Origin of the sequence: Paenibacillus qinlingensis (genome assembly GCF_031455095.1) — a bacterium.
Taxonomy (GTDB): Bacteria; Bacillota; Bacilli; order Paenibacillales; family NBRC-103111; genus Paenibacillus_E; species Paenibacillus_E qinlingensis_A.
Genome location: NZ_JAVDSB010000002.1, coordinates 404042 through 418989 on the forward strand (window position 1 = coordinate 404042; position 14948 = coordinate 418989).

Genomic DNA, 14948 nt, shown 5'->3' on the forward strand with positions numbered 1-14948 from the left:
TTAGCTTTCATTGACATTACCTAATGCAGTTCCGCCTGATCAGCTAGTGTCCATATATGTTCATCTGTATTCCATATCGTGGATTTGGTCTTTAATACGATATCCGCTATATGAAAGTTTCCGTTAGAACGTTCCCATACTACTCTGGCTGCTTTGTGATCTTTACGCAACAAAATGCCATATTGAGAGTCACCCGTTTTATATGCTTTTTTTGCCTCGTTTAGCGCCATAAAGAACGATTGCTCTTCAACATCTGAAAGTTGGTTGGTGAAATGCTTGTCAATATCTACGCCGTAAATTAAATCCCAGTCATCCTTTTTAAATTCTTCACCATAACTCTCTTCAATCTTACTAATTCCATTTCCCCATGATTTGTACAATCGCTCTACGACTTCCTTCTTCTGATGTTGCTCTGCTGGTACAGTTACTACTTTAAAGGTCGTTGTATGTTCTTTTTCTTTTGGAGTAGAAGTAGTAGAAGTTGTAGAAGTAGCGAATGCAGGAGTAAGTGCGAGTATTCCTGCAACTACCGCACCAGTAATTGTCATAGTGATCCACATTTTTTTCATATCCTATTCCCTCTCCAAAGTACTAACAAATAATCCCATATATATAGACGCTGCCAATGCATGGATAGTTGCATTTCCTTTCCAACAGTTCATGAATGCGGAAGATTCGCGATCGTTTTGATGTATAATAACCAAAGGATACTCTATACCATTAAAAAGGGGGCGTTCCATTGAATAAGTATATATGTATTGGCTTAACATTCATGGTTCTAGGCTTTTTAGGCTTAATCATTTTTATAACTACCATAAATAATAATCCACACCATATTTACCTTTTGCCCGAAAATTTTGTTGGAGAAGTACAAGTTACTTTCGATCAATTGGATTACCCACCGCTTCCAAAAGAAGAAAATGCATTTATTTATACCATTCCAAAATCAGGTAAGTTGAAAACCTCAAATACCATGGAAAGTGGAGGTGTTGAGGTTAACTATGTTGATAATCAAGGTCAGCGTAAGAAAGTAAGCCATGAACAATTTCATGGTGTGTCTTCGCATGGTGGAGGCGAAGATAATCTAACAGTTGCTAGAACATTTATAGGCACAAAAGAACAGTACGATGATTATTTGAAGCAACAATAGTGTGCAATAAAGTTACGGGAAAACGCTAATCCGTGCTAACGGACGACCAGTTGAACAATAACGTTATGCGATAACGTTAGAAGCTCCAAAATCGAAGTTTCCTGCGTATTTCAACGCTTTAGCGTTATACCATCACTTTATTTCCTGTGCTAATAAGAAAACACGCAAGATAAGATGATGCCTGCATCTAGAATAAAAAGTGGACGTCTCTTAGTGTAGAAGTAATAATAATCTTAACTATGAACTAAGAGGTGTTTGTCCATGAGCGATTCAAGACAACGATATAATGAAACTTTTAAACGTGAAGCTGTAAAGTATGTGCAAGAGCAAACGAAATCTCTCGAGCATATCGCCGATGAGTTGAATATTAATCCTGGTACCCTACGAAACTGGTTGGGGAAATATCGGGAGTTCGATCATGAACCTGTGAACAAAATGGAAAACCTTCGTGAACAGTCTCAGCTTATTGACGATCAGAAACGGGAAATTGAGGATTTGAAAGAAGAGATCGCAATTCTAAAAAAGGCCATGCACATCTTCAGCAAAGAAAAGAACTGAGGTTTAAGTTTATTGAAGATCACCGCTCCGAGTTTCGATTGGAGAAGATGTGCAAAGTGTTAAAGGTCTCCAAGAGCGGATATTACAAATGGCGAGTAGCTGAGGTCTCTGAGCAGTGCAAACGCAAAGAAGAAATAACAGATCGTATTAAATATTACTTTCAATTCAAGCATGAAATCTATGGCAGCCCACGCATACACAAAGAACTTTTGAAGGAAGGCCTGTGTGTCTCGGAACGGACGGTCGGCCTTATTATGCGTGAACAAGGGCTGCGCTCTTGTATGGCACGGAAATTTAGAGTTCAAACAACGGATTCAAATCACGATCAGCCGATTGCTCCCAATCTCCTTCAGCAAGACTTTACAGCAACAAAGCCAAATGAAAAATGGGTGGCCGATATTACTTACATTCCATGTCGCCAAGGAAAGCTCTACCTTGCAAGCATTCTGGACCTCTACACGAAGCAAATTGTTGGATGGAAACTAAGCGACCGAATGACAACAGACCTCGTCTTAGATGCACTTAAACAGGCTCATAGCGTCAAAAAGCCTGGTAAAGACCTGATTCACCATTCCGACCGAGGCTCTCAATATGCCTCTAAGGAGTACCGCAGTCAGCTAGAAAGCTACGAGATAACGCCGAGTATGAGTCGTAAAGGTAACTGTTATGACAATGCTTGTATTGAGGCATTTCATAGCATTTTGAAGCGCGAGTTCATCTACAGTAACCCTAAATTTAAGACTAAACAGGAAGCCCAGCAAAAGCTGTACAGGTATCTTGAGTTCTTTTACAACAGAACAAGGTCGAATAGCACAATTGGTTACATATCTCCCGCTCAATTTGAGCAGCTATACTACCAGCAGGTGGCTTAACTTAGTGACGTCCACTTTCTTGACAGAAGAGCAGCCATCACCTTGTCTTGCGTGTTCTTCAGCCATTTAGCCATTATTCCCTAAACGTAATATTCAACCACTCTATACATAATTTCATCCAATTCGCGTTGTGTTGATAGTTCATCGGATCAGGCAAAGGCTTTTTGGGCTTAACTGCAGGCTCGTTGAAGAAATCCAATAATTCCGCATCACTGACACTTGAATTCCCCTTACTTTCCGTCAATTCCTTAATCGCTACTTTTCTGTATAGCTGCGCACAATCCGCATTAAGATAATCCTGACCATTCGTATACCACGAATCATCTGACGTTGAAGTACCGTGGCCGATGAAGGGGAATATGTGCAACTCAAAAGGAACAAGGCTTTTCCTTAACGCAGAAGCGAAAATCATGGCATTTTCAACTGGAACCGTCATATCCTGAATGGTATGCCAAAGGAACACTGGCGGCGTATGTGGACCAACGCTATGCTCAAGCGAGACTTCGTCAAGTTGCTCCTTCGTCGCGTCATCCCCGAGCAAGTTAACAAACGATCCTTTATGCACGAATTCACCCGTAGAAATGACCGGATAGCCCAAAATAACGGCATTCGGCTTGTTGCTATTCGCCTGAATGCCTCGAACATTCTGGAGGAAGTCCCTATTCCAATGGACAGCGAGACTAGCTGCGAGATGTCCGCCAGCGGAAAAGCCGCAAATCGCGATATGATCAGGATGGATACGCCATTTTTCCGCATTTTCGCGGATCAGAATCATAGCCCGGGAAAGGTCACGCAGTGCCTGTTTCTGCACGGGTTGCATGCTTGGTCTTAACCGTGTCGTGTACGTCAGCACAAAAGCGGACTTCCCCGCCTCCAAAAACTTCATCGCAACTCCTTCCGCTTCAGCAGAACTGCACCCCTTATATCCCCCGCCGGGAATAACGAGAACGGCATCTTTGGCGTAAAGACCATCTAATATATACGTTGTAAGTGTCGGAATGAAATCTGTACCTGTGTCATAGGTATACTCTTCTTTTGTCCAAAGATTAATGGTCTGATTTAACATTGCGATCTCCCTTGATTCCAACTTTTATACGATTGAACGTATTACTCTTGATCCCTACCTAAACTAGGCCTACTGATGAAATCTGCCTGGATTAGGTCTGATTCTACATCGCCATGATGGCCGCCAATCAACTGAATCAGCTTCTCCACTGCCATATTGGCTGCCTGGATTCTTGGATATTCTACTGCAGCAATAGGCGGGTTCGTCTCGCCAACCATGAGAATGTTCTCAGAGCCGATGACCGCTAACTCGTTAGGTACTCGCCAGCCTTTGTCACGGCATGCGGCAATTGTGCCGATAGCCATCAAGTCATTTGCGCATAGGATAGCGGTAAAATGAGGTTCAGACAACTGCATGATGGCATGATAAGCATTTTCATATCTCCCTCGACCTTCAAGCACTTGATACTTCATATGGCGAAAAGATTCATCCGTTTCCAAGAGATGAATGGCTGATGCCATTCGCGCTTGCAGCGGATTCAAGCTGTTGCCGTGGGACATTAAAGCAATTTCACTATGACCTTGCTGCTTCAGGAGCCGAAAGATCTTACCATAAGCCGCCTGCCAGTCCACGTCCACATAAGTCAACGGGATTTCCAAGTGGGCAGGTTTCATGATAGAGACCAGAGGAATGTTCCTTTTGTTAAACGTATCCAGGAGATCATCTGGCAGACTTTGACCGAGCAGAATAATCCCATCTACTCGTCCCGCTAGTTGAGCCTTAAGTACCTCTGCATGTTCATCTCTATAGGTATGATAAGTAATCATGTAACCATACTGGCGAGCCGCTTCCTCCAGATGGAGGAGTATTCCCGCTTCAAATGGATTACCGATAAAATTGGTCAGTACCCCAAGTTGTCCGCTCCGCTTAGTCTTCAAGCTGCGGGCCGTTAGGTTCGGCTGGTAATTTAACTCTTCCATAGCCCTAAGCACCCTAAGGCGTGTCTCTTCCTTTACGATGCTTTTATTATTTAATACATAAGAAACCACTGCCACCGAGACTCCGGCATGTCGCGCTACATCGTTGCGAGTGACCATCAACTATACTCCTTATCATTCTTTACTCGAGTAAACAAAGTGTATAGCATGATGACCTCACAATGCAACTCCCTAGTAACAACGAACTTCGTAGATTGCGGCAGAAGGGTCTCCGTTCGTTGCATGAACAATGATTCGTAATTTATCCGTCTTCACGGATTCAGACAAGTTATGCTTCATCTGTCTTTGATAATTGTCCTTCACATGCACAAGATCCTCCCAGCGATCATCTCTCCATGCTTGGATGGTGTAAACACTCGGACACTGCGGATCTTTATAAAATGGCGGGTAATAATGGTATTCCGTCAGCAATTGACCTGGGAATGCGAGATGCACTTCACGAATCGTCACAGCTTGTTCCCACGCCAACTGAAGCCACTGAGATAGCGGTTGCTGCGGGTCGGACTTCCATAAATTCGTGGACTGCTGAGGCCGTTTAACGCCACTAATGACATTCACTGCGCCATAGCTCGGCTGCGCGGGTTCCACCCGGTAACTGAGTGCGTATTTCACACCGCGCATTTGTCCGTTGCCCATATCCCAAGCGGAAGTTTGACCAGGTTCAATTCCGCCCGCGCGATGCCAGATCACATGCTCGTTGCTGGAAAGATCGAGACGAATGTACGAGTTTGGCTGCAGATTCGTCAACTGCACCCCCCACTCGATCCATTGCACTTCGCCAGGGGCAACTGATAATTCCGTTGAGGCGAGCACTGTTCCCGTGTTCACACGGTAATCCCAAATATCGTTTACCGGAATAAGCGACGCATGGACGATTTGTTGCTGATCCGACGTGTTGGTCAAGCATACAGAGACTTTACGCAGCTCCGAAGTCCCCATCGCAATCCATTGTCCGAGTTTCGTTACCAGCTGAACCTCAGGCTTCTTAACCACATTCAACTCCAGTTTCTTAGGCGCTGTATCCCACCAGCGTTTCAATAAAGGCGTTTCCGAATCGCGACTTTCTGGACCAACGCCATGAACGACGGCTTCACTGCTGGCAGTCAACTGTGCCGAACGTGCGAGATCGAGCTCATCTTCATTTCTGTTGTTCGGTAGAAAACAGCCATCCTTTACCAGCGTTTGCTTCAACTCATGAATATGTTCATTGGAAATGGTTCTAATCGTGACGTTCTTGCTGACCGCGAGACCCGCTGCTGTTCCTACAGCCTGCCCCATTAGAGCCGTTGTCCCCATGACACGAACGGTTCCCAAAGCTGCATGAGTCACACTCACATTGCGTCCGGCCATCATTAGATTGTTCATGTCTTTGGCTATACAAATGCTAAGCGGTACTCCGTAGGGTCCACAGTAACTTTTCACATCGTAATCACCCTGATAACCTGCTGCAGAATTCGGTTCGCTGGTTGGTGCCAGCAATCCGCCAGGTGTGTGCAAATCGATAAACCAGCCACCGAATGCAATTTCATCTTCAAAAACCTTACGGTTTAAAATATCATGCTCGGTCATAAAATAATCCCCGATTATCCTGCGGCTTTCGCGTTTGCCCGGAACTTGACCGATCCAATCGATGGCATAGTTAGCTGCAAGCTCCATCGTCTCCGGATCCTTGTTCTTGATCCAATCCCATACGCCTAAGGTATGCCGCGTCAGTTCATGCCGGATATTCTCTGTATCATAAATCGTATGCCAAGGAATCCCGATTTCTAGCCACCAATACCCGCCTCGGACATCATACGGCGTTCTGCCCTGCTTATAGAAGAAGCTCGCATCGTCATACTTCACTGCCCAGTCAGGAGCTTTGAACGGTACAGGACGTCCCATATCCTTGGCCTTGAAATGGATGGAATTGCCCATTGTATCTTGGCTGGCTATTAGCGGGGCATGAGGCTCGTTAAATTCCTCGCGGCCTTCAGACCCCATCCGCCATTCGCAACCAGCCAAGTCGGCTACAATACCGTCTCCTGTACAATCAATAAACACACTTCCGGAGATGGTTATCTCTGTTTCGCCATTCGCAATGCGTCCAATGACAGATTGGATATTTTTATTCCCATCCGTAATCACATGCTGGATTGAAGTATTTAAATGAAAAGTAAGGTTAGGTGTATGCATAGCCATATCGTACATGACCATATCCCATACACTGTTCGTCCAACCGTTCTCCAAAATTTCCTCATGATTGCGAGCCCGCTCTTCAATCAGAAGCTCGGAAAGAATGCCCGTTTCCCTCGCATAGGCGTGGAAGGCAGCCGCCCCGTGGGGTGTTACCCGAATTTCGGATGAGCTATTCCCTCCGAAAACGGGTCGGTCTTGTATGATGCAAGCTTTAGCGCCTTGTCTTGCTGCAGCTACCCCTGCACAGAATCCAGCTAGACCGCCTCCGCAAACGACTACGTCATAGTGCTCATTAGTTTGTTTCATGAATATGATCCTCCCATTAATTTTACTCGAGTAAATTTAAAAGAAATAGAAAACCAAACAACGTTGTTGAATGGTTATTGTGTTCATTACATCATTAATTTACTCGAGTAAATAGTATCATAGCTCTTTTGTCTGTTCAAGAATAATTTTCAATATGCGCCTCAACTTCATACCCCTTGTGAGAGATCTTTGAGCTATATACAAAGATCTCTCCTAGGTAAACTTGTGGCGAGCAGTCCCTTATGATTTCAGCTTACATGCCCCACACTTCAATCTCAAACAACCGGGCATCCTTGTTACTTCCAACCGTAGTGGCATCGGTGATGTACATCCTGATCTTCGTCGTTGTCACTGCCGCGAAACTTAGATCGTTGTACTGACCGCTCATGCCGTCCTTAGTATTGCCCGTGACGCTCGCTCCGGGAATATCTACCCAGGAGCTTCCACTCCAGTACTGCATCTTATACGTGTCGATCTGCCAGTCTGGCCCACTTGTGGAGCCGCTCCAAATCTTGACATTACTGATTGTCTTACTTGACGGCCAATCCAATTGGAACCAGTGTGGTTCCGCCGTATTCGTGGACAACCACCTGCTGCTTTGAACATTTTTGATACCGTCAACAGCTAATTCCTTGGTGAAAGCGCCATTCGTCGAATCAACAGAAAGCGTTGCGGAAGGCGAAAGGTTAGTCAAGCTGACAGGACTAAACTTCATTGCGTCAGCGTTTACATAAGTGCCATTGGCATTATCCGTCAACTCAACATAACCAGTAGTTCCTGCTGCAAAGTTATACGTTCCTAGCATAACCCAAGCTCCCCCAGGTACCGTCTGCTCGTTAACCGTATACAGTTGAGACCCTCCGTTATAATACACGGTAAATGGGGCATTGGTTGAACGACCTGAGTTGCCATCCGGTATTCGATAATACACTTGATAATTGCCTGTCGTTGGAATCGTTGGTCGCCATCTCACTTTATCTGCGCCTGTCCCTGAATTATTATAGACATAGTCGGATCCATAATAGTTCGGCAATACCGTCGAAGATAGCCATGTACCCGTAAATTCAGCTGAAGTATTATCAATGATGATATCGCTTGGCGTAATTGGTGTCCCGCCCGTATAGCTCAACTTAACTTTAAACGTTTTTCCTTTAGCCGCATTCACGTTAACGCTCAATTTAATCGTTGGGGATAACTGGGTAATCGTAACTCCCGAATCGTAGGAGAGATAACCCGTTGCACTTCGGTTAATTTCAATGTTGATGCTGCCCGTGTTGGCTTGTGTCGGATCGGACACGGCTAATTCAATATCAGAACCTGCATTTTCCTTTGTCATGATGGAGGCTTTCTTATCGCTGGAAAGGAAATTGGTTCCGCTGACCTGCACCCATTTGAGTGCATCTCCCCAGAAATTCATGCCAACAACATTTAATGCCGTTTCTTTCACGGCTTGAACAGAAGTAGAGTTCTCCAATTCAGTAGCATTGGGACTGCTCGCATAGCTGCTTACCTGTGTACTCGTTTTACCTGGCAACATCACATACGAATAGGTCGAATCCGTCGGATTAACGCCATGATCAAACCACATCGTCATATAATTGCTCGTTATATTCGTCGTGGAGGTTCCTGCTCTTCCATCAAGATCGCTCCATTTGCCTGTTCTAGCTTCACGTTTTCCATTCAACGTCGTGCCTCCAGGGAAATAATAGCCGATATCCGAACCGGATACACTCCCTGCTAGATGAGCCCAGTTCACACCTGTCATGGTCTCCGACCACCCTAATGCGGTGGACTTAGCGGCTCCATTTACCGTTAACGCATTATTGCCGCTGCTGTTCAGCTTGCGGTTCTCTGCAATGGTCTCCACTTTTCTAGCTGTGCCGTCCCATCCATTGCCAGTCTGTCCCGTATTCGTAATCCCGGCACCGAGCGCAACAACTTCATCGTCGAACATAAACCACGATTTCTTCGCTGTTAAATTACTGTTCCAGGCAACGAGCTCCATTCCCGTTGTCCCGTACGTCCCCAAAATCGATGTACCGCCAACCCAATCTTTCGAACTCAAATAACTGCTCCCACTGCTGTTGGTCCTTGTCATTGTATCTACCGTTACGCCAGGTAACCGATATTTATTGACAGTCGGCCAGAAATCATTGGAGAATTGAGAAAGATCATGATTATATAAATAAGTCATCCCATCTCCGGTATACCAACCTTTTAAATTCTCGCTATTGATAGCTTCGAAATTGTAAATGCGATTAGACGACATGCTGATTCCCAAACCAAACCCAGGACGCAGATGAACCGTGCGTGCCATATTGGGGAACTGCTTATTCGCAATGAGCTCCCCTCGAGAAGTTGCATTGGCAGCAATCTCTTTGCCTAGAACGATCATATTGGTTGGAACATACGTGTAAAAATTCTTATACGTATTCGTGTCTATCCAGTATTTCACCATACTCCTAAACGCTGCTTCGTCCGTTGTCGGTGCAGATTGTGAAATGCGTATAATCGCTTTTATCACACTGATGGCGGCGTCCTGGTCTTGCGCATAGGAACGCGAAATATTCCTACCTCTCGTCAAATCCATCATTGCACCTTTGTAAATTAAGGGCTCAAACGAATCATGTACCCATTTATATACGTTGTGCTTGTCGACATCTGTGACAGCCCATGTGGAGCCATTAAGTACATACATGAGATTGGCTATATCCTGCAATAACCCCGTTCCATAACCTCCGGTATACGGATGCTTCTCATGCTGGATAAACGAGCCATCTGCATAGAACCCATCACCGTTAGTCACATAATTAAATACCGTGCTCAGCCCATCTCGAGCGTTGGCTATTTTCGTTGCGTTTTTGACTATGATACCGCGAACACCGATAATCGTGCACTCCCATGTTCGATTAGCCCCAGTCATCGTAACGGTTGGTTGGAAATGATCGATGGCATTCATATTGTTGGTTATTTGCGTGGCGCTTAATTGTCCGTACAGCAGCACCACAATATCATTGAGCGCAAGTGGTGCGCCTATCTCCCAATCCCACCAGTTATCATATTTCGTATTACTCGGATTAGTAGGTGTACTGCTTGCGTTATACCGATTCGTATTCATCCAATCTAGACCTGTGAGAATATCAGCGAGCAACGTCGCATCGTTCTGAAGCGTTGAACCTGTCGTGGCATAAGCAAGTGCCATTGACTTTAACCGACCATACGTCGAAGTAATTTGACTAGAATTCGTCGTGCTTGCCAGATCACTCCACAGATAGGTACCCGGTGTATTGTCCATGTTGCTCCAATTAGCACTCGCTGTAGCGGTAAGCGCCGTAATTTGAGCAGCAATATCCGGATCGAGTGGATTATAAGCTGTTCCTCCCGTTAGCATCTCCTTCCATTTGTCCCGGAGCGTATCATACTCATCCGCGGCTGAAACTTGTTTCACATAAACTGAATTCATCGTTACCAAAAACAAGAGAGTAAGTAACGTGATGATTGTCCGTTTTACGGTTGTACGCATGGCTATTGCCTCCTTCGTATGTACTCATTTCCCACTAATTTCCCCACGCTCCATTTTCAAATAAAGTTTATTTGTCAAACACCTCCCTTCAAATGATAACGCTTTCATTCTTTTCGAAATCAGACAGGAGACATTTCAATCTCCTGTGTCTTCATCTAAGTTGCCTTTAATGACATCTGATTTCAAAAATTCTGGCATGATCCAACCCATTCGTGCTTAGGACATCTAGACGAATCTTACTTACCTGTTCCAATTGAACATCGGTTGTAACCTGTCTCTGATAGTTATCCTGAATGTTCATCACTTCACGTGTGTCGCCGAGTGGGCTTGCCAAATAAGCAATGACACGGAAATCTTTTAATGTCTCAGGTTGTGGTCCCCATTCGAGCTTCTTTTGCAAGTTGTTCTCGTGTGTTAATGTCAGTCTCCGGTGCATACCTGTGTCCAGAACAATGGTTATTTCATTGATGGATGTGGGGATTTCCCATTCTAGCTCAATCCACGGCTCCCGATCTTCAGGAAGTGACATCCATCTGTGCGTACCGGGAAGGACCCTATCCAGTCTGACGCCGTTGGTGCCATGCATGGAACGGGTATATCCATCTATGATATTGGATGCTTGCCCTTCTGGCTGCTCGGATGAAGCCCGAACAACAGCTTGACTTGCCAAATTGTCACTCGCAGGAATACCAGGAAGGAAGGCATCCTGTTTAATCAGCTGCTGTTGTGTTTTCCGAACCAATTCTTCGTTACGGTACGCCACGTCCAGCGGAAGACTTTCTTTTATGGCCATTGCCGCAAATGTGCCAGCGCCTTGTCCCATCACACCACAGGTAGCCATGACCCGTGTACTTGAAAAGGCAATATGCGTAGCGGAAATATTACGGCCTACAAACATGAGATTCACCACATTCGCGCTAATCATTGCACCTAGTGGTATGCCATACACATGATTGGTATGCGGTTGTTGGCAGGGATCGATCTCTTTGGCCTCTATCCCCTGCGGTGGATGTGTATCCATCGGCCACCCGCCATAGGCGATCACATCTTCAAAATGGACGGAATGTTGTAAATCCCCTTGTGTTAGCACATGCTTGCCGATGAATCTGCGCGATTCCCGCTTGCCAGGTAAGAAGCCAAACCAATCTAGCGCCCAATTCTCAGACTCTGGGTGGTTACCGCTATTTTTGATATGATCCCAGACGCCCATCATGATGGCAAGCAACTCATCTCGGATCATTTCGTTATCTGAAATCGTATCCAATAATCCGCCAAACTCCACCCACCAATATCCGTATTCCCACGAGGAATGATCGCGATATTTCAAATCCTCCTCTGAATAGCGTTTCGCCCATTCCGGTGCTATAAACTTCATCGGTTTTCCCATATTTCGTGCAGTAAACAACAACGAAGAACCAAGACGATACGGATCGGAGATTTCTCCTGCAAATGACTCCCCAAATTGCGCGGATGATTCCCGACCTGTCGTAAATAACGCGCCAGCCTCTTTCCCGAGACGTCCGTCTCCGGTACAATCCATGAAGATATTAGCATTAATTTCGAAGCTATGTTCTGTACTTTCTCTAGTAGCTAACGCAGAAATAATGCGATTGCCATCCATTTGTACGGCGATAATCGCGGTATTAAGCATCAAGGTCAAGTTCGCTTCTGCACGGCACTTTTCATATAAAAGGAGATCGAGCATCGAAGCGCTTCGCTGTGGATTGCGAACAGCACATTCCAATAGGATTTCTTCCAAAATGCCGCCTTCCCTGGCTTCTGTCTCTAAGGCCGTTCCCCGCTTGGAATGCGCCGCCCCAACGATATGCATGCGAATTTCTGATGAAGCATTGCCGCCTAGAACGGAACGATCCTGACATAGAACAACTTTCGCACCGTTCCGAGCAGCGGCAATGGCTGCTATTACGCCAGATATTCCGCCTCCAGCTACTAAAACATCTGCCTGTACGAGTTCCCGCTTATTTTCTCCACTCATGATCGATGATCTCCCCTCACTATCTATCTTCCGCATTAGAATAAAGAACGAATGACATCCTTGTTGCCATTGTGTAAATACAGCAGACCTGCCATTAAAAAACCGACTCCATCGACAGCATCGTACCACTTGGCACCTGTATGTCCAACAAACATTTCCTGTTGATAAAGGGATTTTACTGCTTCTTCTGCAAGCCTCTCTGCTGCAATTCGATACTCCGGCCTCCCGCTAATACGAGCATATTCAGCGAGAAATACAATATTCCGCCCATAGTGCTCGGCATATCTAACTTGTCCGTGTGGCATAGACATACAGTCCCGAACTGTCACATCTGCCCATCTTTTAGCGCTAAGTGCAAACAACTCGCTATGATCTATATGTTCCAATATTGTCATTGCCATTGACATCGGATAATCATGACTTGGGAACAAAAAAGCCCACACATCACTGTATGAATCCGGCATATATACCGTTTCTTGCTGCCCGAGATCCGGTGTTCCATCTAGATTCACTCTGCCATAGTAACTCTCTTGCTTTGAATCATAGCCATATATCAAATAGGCTTGCAGGGCTGACAGTGCCATCGTTTTTAATTCTAAAGCAATTTCACCAGCCCGCCCATCACCTTCATTGGTTACAGACTGGATGTATTCGACTGTGCGGAGCAATGTTCTAGCCCAAATGCCGACCTCTGTGGTTGTTACTTTGCTGTCCCAGCGCTGTTGAGTTGGACAATTGACAATTAGATTCGTCGTTGTATTTCGATGGCTATAACTGAACACAGCAATTTTACGTGCTTTCTCCAACAACGCAGTATCCTTCGTTTTGCTGAATAAAAAACCCAATGATTGCACCAGAATGCCCCCCGCTTCAATGAAGGCATAATCCTTCTGCTGGGAAGAATGACGATCGAAACCACCCGTTAACGGATCGTAAACATGATGTTTCTCACACATCCTAATATGAGTTTCTACAGCTGTTGGATTCAGACGATACATATGTTCCCAATCAGGAACATACGGCCTCATTTCATGAAAGGTAGGTTGCTGAGTTGAATCGAAATCCATCAATGGAGGTCCGTAGTAAAACCATACATTGCGATCTCGAAAAGCATCATAGAAATGGTGATTTCCCCATAAGAAAAGGCCTTGTTCTGATACACAGTGTTTCATAAAATAATCAAGATACTGATCAGCCTCTTCAAGATAACGAGACTCTCCGGTCTGATTAGCAAGATGAACCATCGCGTTTAATGTAGAATGATCCCAGTAGGCTGAGCAGCCTTTCGGTGCATGAATGAGTCGATAAGCTCTTTGCATAAAATCGTCCGAACGTGAATCGTCCACAGGATATTTCTTAGTCATAGGATCTAACGTAGCCATAAACATCGGAGTATGTACATCGCCATATGTATCTTTGCCATGCTCGATTAGCATATTTATATGGGATTGAACAATATCCAATATATTTACATTCATAACAGTTCTACCCCCGCTGAAATTCCGATTAGCCTTTCAAGCCTGTATTTGCAATACCCTCAACAAACCATCGTTGACAGATAGCTACAATCGCAATTAAGGGAGCAAGTGCCGATACGGAAGCGGCCATGATACGTGGGTAATCCGTGCCATTCTCATCGGAGAAACTCGATAAACCGATAGGTATCGTAAATAAATCTCTGCTTCTAAGTAGAATTAGCGGGTTCTCATACTCGTTCCAATGCCATGTAAACGTTAGAATTAACAACGTAACTAAAGCCGGTTTTGTTAAGGGCAGTGAGAGCTGCCAGAACATCCGCCAATACCCCGCTCCATCTACCTTGCTAGCCTCTAGCAGCTCGTTAGGCAAAGTTAAGAAAAACTGACGCATGAGAAAGGTCCCCAGAACCGTAAACATCCCTGGCAAAATGATTGCAGCATGTGTATTCACTAAATTCATTTGATCAAACAGAATGAACCTTGGAACGAACAGCACCTGATGCGGAATTATCATTGTACAAATATAAATTAAGAAGATACCTTCTTTAAATTTAAACCTCAATTTAGCAAAAGCAAACCCTGCCAGCGCACTCGTTACAATTGAACCTAAAACCTGCAAAAAAGTAATCTTAATCGAGTTTATATAGAAGACCGAAAACGGGACCGATCCTGACCATACACGTTTATAATTATCAAAGTTCCATTCCTTCGGAATCCAACGAATCGGATACTCGAATAAGCTAGCGCTATTCTTAAAGGATCCCGATAACATCCAAATAAATGGTAGAACCATACCAATTGCAATGGCCGCAAATACTAGCGTCAGCATACTTTTTAGAATAACACTCCTATTTAACACTTGCCTATTCACTCTGTTCACCTC

The 14948-nt window shown here is 44.9% G+C and carries 11 protein-coding genes; 3 read left to right on the forward strand and 8 right to left on the reverse strand.

What is annotated here, in order from left to right:
• Positions 1-20 precede the first annotated feature (20 nt).
• The gene (locus tag J2736_RS09675) at positions 21-569 is read right to left on the reverse strand and encodes a hypothetical protein (RefSeq protein WP_310225876.1); all 549 of its coding nucleotides are present in this window, start codon (positions 567-569) and stop codon (positions 21-23) included.
• 170 nt (positions 570-739) lie between these two features.
• Between J2736_RS09675 and J2736_RS09680 the strand changes: the two genes are divergently transcribed.
• From J2736_RS09680 to J2736_RS09690, 3 genes are all read left to right on the forward strand, one after another.
• Complete coding sequence (locus J2736_RS09680; protein WP_310225878.1) at positions 740-1150, forward strand: DUF6843 domain-containing protein; 411 nt, start codon at positions 740-742, stop codon at positions 1148-1150.
• A gap of 261 nt (positions 1151-1411) precedes the next feature.
• On the forward strand, positions 1412-1708 hold the full coding sequence (locus J2736_RS09685) for a transposase (protein WP_310225880.1): 297 nt from the start codon (positions 1412-1414) through the stop codon (positions 1706-1708).
• Positions 1709-1719: 11 nt separating this feature from the next.
• Positions 1720-2580 carry an IS3 family transposase gene (locus J2736_RS09690; RefSeq protein ID WP_310226369.1) on the forward strand — a complete coding sequence of 287 codons (861 nt, stop codon included), beginning with the start codon at positions 1720-1722 and terminating at the stop codon, positions 2578-2580.
• 73 nt (positions 2581-2653) lie between these two features.
• Here the strand turns inward: J2736_RS09690 and J2736_RS09695 are convergent, their stop codons facing one another.
• The 7 genes from J2736_RS09695 to J2736_RS09725 all read right to left on the reverse strand — a co-directional run bounded on the left by J2736_RS09695 (position 2654) and on the right by J2736_RS09725 (position 14936).
• On the reverse strand, positions 2654-3646 hold the full coding sequence (locus tag J2736_RS09695; RefSeq protein ID WP_310225882.1) for an alpha/beta hydrolase: 993 nt from the start codon (positions 3644-3646) through the stop codon (positions 2654-2656).
• A 41-nt stretch (positions 3647-3687) separates the two neighbouring features.
• Complete coding sequence (locus J2736_RS09700) at positions 3688-4683, reverse strand: LacI family DNA-binding transcriptional regulator (protein WP_310225883.1); 996 nt, start codon at positions 4681-4683, stop codon at positions 3688-3690.
• 72 nt (positions 4684-4755) lie between these two features.
• Complete coding sequence (locus J2736_RS09705) at positions 4756-7068, reverse strand: FAD-dependent oxidoreductase (protein WP_310225885.1); 2313 nt, start codon at positions 7066-7068, stop codon at positions 4756-4758.
• Between the two features lie 253 nt (positions 7069-7321).
• Positions 7322-10591, reverse strand: coding sequence for a polysaccharide lyase family 8 super-sandwich domain-containing protein (locus tag J2736_RS09710; RefSeq protein ID WP_310225887.1), 3270 nt, complete (start codon positions 10589-10591; stop codon positions 7322-7324).
• Between the two features lie 166 nt (positions 10592-10757).
• Positions 10758-12587, reverse strand: a complete 1830-nt coding sequence (locus tag J2736_RS09715; protein WP_310225890.1) for an FAD-dependent oxidoreductase — start codon at positions 12585-12587, stop codon at positions 10758-10760.
• A gap of 35 nt (positions 12588-12622) precedes the next feature.
• Positions 12623-14065: a hypothetical protein gene (locus tag J2736_RS09720; protein WP_310225891.1), complete on the reverse strand. Its 1443-nt coding sequence runs from the start codon at positions 14063-14065 to the stop codon at positions 12623-12625.
• Between the two features lie 28 nt (positions 14066-14093).
• The gene (locus tag J2736_RS09725; RefSeq protein WP_310225894.1) at positions 14094-14936 is read right to left on the reverse strand and encodes a carbohydrate ABC transporter permease; all 843 of its coding nucleotides are present in this window, start codon (positions 14934-14936) and stop codon (positions 14094-14096) included.
• Positions 14937-14948: the final 12 nt, after the last annotated feature.